This is a genomic window from Mesorhizobium sp. M7A.F.Ca.MR.176.00.0.0 (genome assembly GCF_004023165.1).
Taxonomy (GTDB): domain Bacteria; phylum Pseudomonadota; class Alphaproteobacteria; order Rhizobiales; family Rhizobiaceae; genus Mesorhizobium.
The window spans coordinates 1-1,431 of record NZ_RZTC01000282.1 but is presented as its reverse complement, the minus strand read 5'-3'; the positions used below and the strand labels follow the sequence as shown (position 1 = coordinate 1,431).

General features: G+C 59.7%; 2 protein-coding genes. One reads left to right on the top strand and one right to left on the bottom strand.

Going from position 1 to position 1,431, the window contains the following annotated elements:
• Positions 1-201 (top strand): hypothetical protein (locus EOB59_RS35560; RefSeq protein ID WP_164895862.1); only part of this gene is annotated, 201 nt, incomplete at its 5' end.
• A gap of 599 nt (positions 202-800) precedes the next feature.
• Here the strand turns inward: EOB59_RS35560 and EOB59_RS34810 are convergent.
• Positions 801-1,151 carry a hypothetical protein gene (locus EOB59_RS34810; RefSeq protein WP_095482951.1) on the bottom strand — a complete coding sequence of 117 codons (351 nt, stop codon included), beginning with the start codon at positions 1,149-1,151 and terminating at the stop codon, positions 801-803.
• Positions 1,152-1,431 lie beyond the last annotated feature (280 nt).

Below are 1,431 nucleotides of genomic sequence, written 5' to 3'. Positions count from 1 at the left end.
GAGGAGAAAGACCACGAGGATTGGAAGCAGCGTGACGATATCGAACCAGATGCCAGTGAAGAAAGGAGCCAGCCAGTCGGCCGGATGGAAAGACAGGTCTTTGGCCGAAACCAGCGACAGCGCCAGCCTGACCAGGAACTGAGTCAACAGGAAAAGCAGGATGAATGGCTTCAGCCGACGAAAGAACGCACGACCGATTGAGCAAAAGTCATAGCAAGCCTCCGAAGCAGCTGGATGTCTGGGCAATTATGCCTCGTTTTCAATTTTGGCAACCGTCGGGACGAGATCGATCGCATGGTCTGCGATGCCGATCCCCGATTCGGCCCGCGCGAGTCCGAAACTTCATCGACGGTGGTGGTGGCGAGACAATGTGAAAGGTTCGCGGCGAAGGTGATTTGTTCCTCACTTTGAAGGCGCTGCATCCCAGCCTCCCCTGTGGGAGAAGGTGGATGGGCACGAAACGCCGAGCCGAATGAGCGATCGTCCTCATGTTGCCGGGCCTCACTCGAGCATCACCCGAGGATGCAGCCGGGAGACCCGCGGCGGCGGCAGCTTTCGGCGAGATCATGGACCGATTTCTCAATAGTCCGTGACGTGTCTGCGTCCTCATTCACCGGGGGGCAATTTGATGCCGCGTGGCAGACGGTCCACTGGTGGTTCTGCGCTTTGTACGGCTGATGCTGTTTCGCACGATCCACAACATCGCCCTGATGGACGACCGCGAGCGGGCCGGGCACAACCTGATCCGGAAAGGCGCCGGGAGGCTCCTGAGGGGCAGACCGCTGGCCAAACCAATTGCCCTATTCGCAAACCACACGGTATCGCTTGCCGGGCTCGCTGACGTTCTTGCAGACAAGCGGCTTGTGCGGCTCATAAGAGGAAAGCGGAGGACTTGCGATCCGCGATGCGCGTCTGTTTGATGTCTTGTGACTTGCCGTACGGCGCGGTTCGAGCCTTTCCGGCTCCTGTGGCGCAACCGGAAACACGCTGTTTTCGATGTGTGGCTGCTGCAGGTGGGGCGGCTCTTTGTCAAAGAATCGCCTAGCATCAAGCGGTCTCGGAATAATCACCGTACCATCATCGCTGCGCGCGCAGCCGCTACCCAACAGTAAAGCCAGCCCCACGAAAAAAGGCAGAATCCGTTCAAGCATAAGCACCAACCTTGGCGGGCATATACCCGGCTTGCGAGTCACTGACAACTGGCGGAATGGGCACGAAGAAGGGGCGGCATTGCTTGCCGCCCTTTCCAAATTGTCGAAATGCGTGGACCTTAGAAATCCATGCCGCCCATGCCGCCCATACCGCCGCCGCCCATGCCGCCTGGCATGCCGCCGCCAGCCGAGTCCTTCTTCGGAGCCTCCGCGATCATGGCTTCGGTGGTGACCAGCAGGCCGGCGACTGAGGCCGCGTCCTGGAGAGCCGTACGGACAA